The sequence below is a fragment of the Cecembia sp. genome (assembly GCF_007126775.1).
Taxonomy (GTDB): Bacteria; Bacteroidota; Bacteroidia; order Cytophagales; family Cyclobacteriaceae; genus Cecembia.
Genome location: NZ_SLAP01000206.1, coordinates 1 through 4,146 on the forward strand (window position 1 = coordinate 1; position 4,146 = coordinate 4,146).

At 43.8% G+C, this 4,146-nt stretch carries 4 protein-coding genes; 3 read left to right on the forward strand and 1 reads right to left on the reverse strand.

Annotation, left to right across the window (positions count from 1 at the left end; translation table 11 throughout):
- The 3 genes from QZT73_RS13815 to QZT73_RS13825 all read left to right on the forward strand — a co-directional run.
- A partial coding sequence (locus QZT73_RS13815; protein ID WP_291788728.1) for a CoA-transferase occupies positions 1 to 378 on the forward strand: 378 nt, incomplete at its 5' end.
- 6 nt (positions 379 to 384) lie between these two features.
- The gene (gene pcaF / locus QZT73_RS13820) at positions 385 to 1,587 is read left to right on the forward strand and encodes a 3-oxoadipyl-CoA thiolase (protein WP_291788731.1); all 1,203 of its coding nucleotides are present in this window, start codon (positions 385 to 387) and stop codon (positions 1,585 to 1,587) included.
- Between the two features lie 93 nt (positions 1,588 to 1,680).
- Positions 1,681 to 2,823, forward strand: a complete 1,143-nt coding sequence (locus QZT73_RS13825) for a lyase family protein (protein ID WP_291788733.1) — start codon at positions 1,681 to 1,683, stop codon at positions 2,821 to 2,823.
- A gap of 148 nt (positions 2,824 to 2,971) precedes the next feature.
- Here QZT73_RS13825 and QZT73_RS13830 read toward each other — a convergent pair whose 3' ends face one another.
- Positions 2,972 to 3,802 (reverse strand): OmpA family protein, encoded by an 831-nt coding sequence (locus tag QZT73_RS13830; protein WP_291788735.1) that lies wholly within the window; start codon positions 3,800 to 3,802, stop codon positions 2,972 to 2,974.
- Positions 3,803 to 4,146: the final 344 nt, after the last annotated feature.

The window sequence follows — 4,146 nt, forward strand, 5'->3', positions numbered from 1 at the left end:
GCTCCCGAAATTGCTGCATTTTGTCATACCATTTATGTGATTATGAAGCAATCCCCTCGCGCTTTTGTGGAAAAAGTGGATTTTATCACCTCTTTTGGCCATGGAGATGGTCCCGGTCAGCGAAAAGCCATGGGACTTAACACGAGTGGCCCATCCAAAATCATTACCGACTTGTGCATTATGGAGACAGAAGAGGCGACGGGTGAATTTATTGTCACATCCATACACCCAGGAGTAGCTAGGGAAACTATCCAAGAAAATACCGGGTGGAAGATTCGATTCGCAGAAGAAGTTGCCATTACTGATGTTCCGGAGTTGGAAGAGTTGGAGGCATTGAGATTATTGAATGAAAAAACTAAAATGGCCCATCAAGGCTAATACACCATGCAGGAAGTTTTTATTTGCGCGTTTAAGCGAAGTCCCATTGGACGCTATGGAGGGAGTTTGTCAGGGGTAAGACCGGATGATTTAGCAGCTGCAGTTATCAAAGGCACGCTAGCTACCCTTCCTCATGTGGATACAGAAGCAATTGACGATGTGATTTTTGGTTGTGCCAATCAGGCGGGTGAAGATAATCGCAGTGTGGCCCGCATGGCCTCCTTGCTGGCCGGATTACCGACATCCATACCAGGCGGCACGGTCAATAGGCTCTGTGGTTCTGGAATGGATGCTATCCTTACAGCCTCACGCATGATTAAGTCTGGAGATGCCGATTTAATTTTGGCAGGAGGAGTCGAAAGCATGTCACGGGCACCATTTATCATTCCTAAGGCAGATGCGGCTTTTTCCAGAAACATGAGTATTGAGGATAGTACCTTGGGTTATCGCTTTATCAACCCTGTGTTGGATTCCTTGTATGGTTCGGATAGCATGCCGGAGACGGCGGAAAATGTGGCCGAAATGTATCATATCAAGCGGGAAGACCAAGACCGCTTTGCGTTTGCTTCTCAGGAAAAATGTGCCGCTGCCCAGCAATCGGGAAGGTTTGCACAGGAGATTCTCCCCATGGAAGTGAAGGTGGGGAAAAATAAGGTGCTATTTGACCAAGACGAGCATCCACGAGCAGGAACAAGTTTGGAAAAGTTGGGTTCGCTACCTGTACTTTTTAGAAAAAATGGAACGGTAACCGCTGGCAATGCCTCTGGAATCAATGATGGTGCTGCCTGTCTGGTGTTGGCATCTGAAAAAGCTATTAAAAAACATCAATTAGAGCCCATTGCCCGGGTGATGACAGGTGCCGTAGCGGGTGTTCCTCCAAGAATTATGGGTATAGGACCTGTACCTGCTACACAAAAACTGTGGGACAGAACAGGGCTTTCAGATAAAGATGTTGATTTGTACGAATTCAATGAGGCTTTTGCTGCACAGGCTTTGGCATGTTTGCAGGAATTAGGGATTGCTTTTGATGACCCTCGGGTAAATGTGAACGGCGGAGCGATCGCTTTAGGTCATCCATTGGGCATGTCGGGAGCTCGGATTACAGGCACATTGGCGCTTGAAATGCAGGCTAGAAAAGCCAAAAGAGGCTTGGCCACTATGTGTATAGGAGTGGGGCAGGGTATCAGTATTGCATTGGAATTGGTTTGACTTATTGGGGAGCCGAATGTGAATATCTCTGTGGCAGGATGATTTACAGGTCCCATGGACTATAGCTCCCTTCTTTTTTCTTAACTTGAAGGCATGATTGACAGAAAGATTTTCAGCACTTATTGGGGGTACCCTCAGGTGAACTCACATGTTAGCGATGTAAGTTTCATTCGTGCGATTTTGACATACGAATCATGTCTAGCTTCCTGTCAATCCAGTTTAGGTATTATTCCAAAGGAGGCTGCTCAAGCCATCCATGAGGCTGTCAATCGAGTAAGGGTAGATGATGGCTTGATTCAACAAGTGGATAGTTCCACTGCGGAAAACGGTATTCCCACCATCGCAGTAGTTGAGGCTATAAAAGAGCAGCTGGCCCAAAGCTATCATCCATTTTTACATGTTGGGGTTACTTCTCAAGATTTGATTGATACGGCGCACATGCTTGCACTTCAGCAACTGACCAAAGACTTTCAGCAGGTATTTTCTGGAAATTTTCAATCCTTGGTAAAGTCTTGGTTGGAGCATAGTGATTGGATATGTATAGCACGAACCCGACAGCAACAGGCACTGCCAGTGACTTTTGGATACAAACTCTACCATTGGTTTGCGCCATTAGTGGATAGTTTGAAGATACTCGAACAACTCCGGTTTCCGGTTTCTCTGGGCGGTCCTGTAGGGGATATGCGGGCATTTGGTGAGCAGGGGAAGGTGCTTACGGAAAAGTTGGCTGAGGCCTTGGGCATGGATGATTTTGGAGCTGTTTGGCATCAAAACAGGCAGCCGGTTTCGGCCGTCATCAATGCCTATGAACTTGTCTTGATGCAATTGAGGAAAATCCTTCAGGATTGGATTTTCTTAGCCAACTCAGAGATTGGGGAGATTCGTTTGTTGTCCAAAGGCAAGAGTTCGGCCATGGCCCATAAAAACAATCCCGTGCAGCTCGAACAGGCAATGGTATTGGTCAGTATTGCCTTAGATAGCATTCAAAATTATAAAAACCATGCAGTCTTTAGTTCCGAGCGGGATGGGGTGAGTTGGACATTGGAATGGTACTATTTGTCGGCTTTGGATAGTCAGCTTCAATTGGCGGCGCATGGATTTTTAAAAACGATGCATTTGATGGATTGGCAAAAAGAAGCTATGGAAAAGCATGCCGAAAAATTTGGTGGACAATTTCAAGATACAGCCATCATGAGTTTGCTTGTCGATGAGTTGGAGCAGAGGTTGGGCCATTGAATTTTTTTTAAGAAACAGCCCCTTCATTTCCATAAACCTGAATCAAAGCCTCTGTATCCGCAATACTCCTGTCCAAGACCCTTGGCAAAATAAATATGCTGATGAAAATAAAGGCTATCGCTGTCAAAATTGTTCCAATAAATAGATCTTACCTCACCACCATCTCCACTCTTCTGTTTTTGCTTTTCCCTTCTTCTGAGGTATTCGTTGAAATTGGTGATAGGGAAGACACTCCATGACCTTTTAACCTAGCAGCAGCAATTTGATAATTCTCAATTAAATAGTTAACCACTGCTTCTGCTCTTTTTTCTGATAATTTTTGATTGTGCTCAAAAGAACCGGTATTGTCTGTATGACCTACAACAAAGACATTTACTTGTGGGTTAGTTTGGAGGTATTTAGCCATTTGCTCCAAAGTTTCCTTGGATTCTGGCTTGATTTCTGATTTATCAGTATCGAAATAAATTCCATAGAAAGTAGCCTTGCCATTGGCTTTCATTTCTTTGGCAATGTCTTCTGCGGAAAGAACAATGTATTGGTTCATCGCTTCTTCTCTGACAACGCTAACCGAGAAAGTTCCACTTTGGTCGCTTTGGACCTGTATCCACCAAGTATCACCCCCTGATTTTAGGGCAAGCAAGATCACGGATTTTGATTCATGGATTACTGACCCTCCCTTGGATGCTACTGCTTGGATGTAATTTTGAAAAATCATCGCGTTAGATGGTCTTTTTTCCCAATCTCCATCGAAGCTGTAATAGGTTTTTAGGAAATATCCAGCTTTTTCATTTTGTACCCAAGTTCCATCTTTATCTGTGTAGTCAACTTGAATTTTGTCGTATTCTTTTTCCTCGCAACCGGATATGCTATGTTGGGGTAGCATGTTAAAAAGAGGATGGGGGTCGCAAGGAGATTGGGCAAAAGATGGAATTGAAAGCCAAACCGAAAGAAGTATGGCGTAAAGTAATTTATTCAACATATTGACAGGTTTCCTATTAAAGAATTGAGGGTTAAATATATAAAAATAAGTTGAAAAATTATTGTTTTATGATTACTGGAGATTTATATCACTTGAGTGATTTTAATTCCTTAAGTTTAAGAGTAGATAGGTTTAAACCCGCAATGTTTTTGTCGTTCGCCCCGACGGGACTAAAGAGGGCCTTTGTGCCAGATCCCAGGGTTAAAACCCTTTGTTATCATGTCGATCGTCCCTCTGGGACTGATGGGGGCTCCTTGTTTGCTTTGACAATGGGTTGAAATTAATGGTAAATAGATCATGAGTTCCACTGGAACTTTTTAGGCAGGGATGTTTTGGGAAGATGA

Excerpts from the sequence above, each read along its gene's own strand:
- QZT73_RS13830 (WP_291788735.1), bottom strand. The coding sequence starts at position 3,802 with ATGTTGAATAAATTACTTTACGCCATACTTCTTTCGGTTTGGCTTTCA.
- QZT73_RS13825 (WP_291788733.1), top strand. The coding sequence starts at position 1,681 with ATGATTGACAGAAAGATTTTCAGCACTTATTGGGGGTACCCTCAGGTG.
- pcaF (WP_291788731.1), top strand. The coding sequence starts at position 385 with ATGCAGGAAGTTTTTATTTGCGCGTTTAAGCGAAGTCCCATTGGACGC.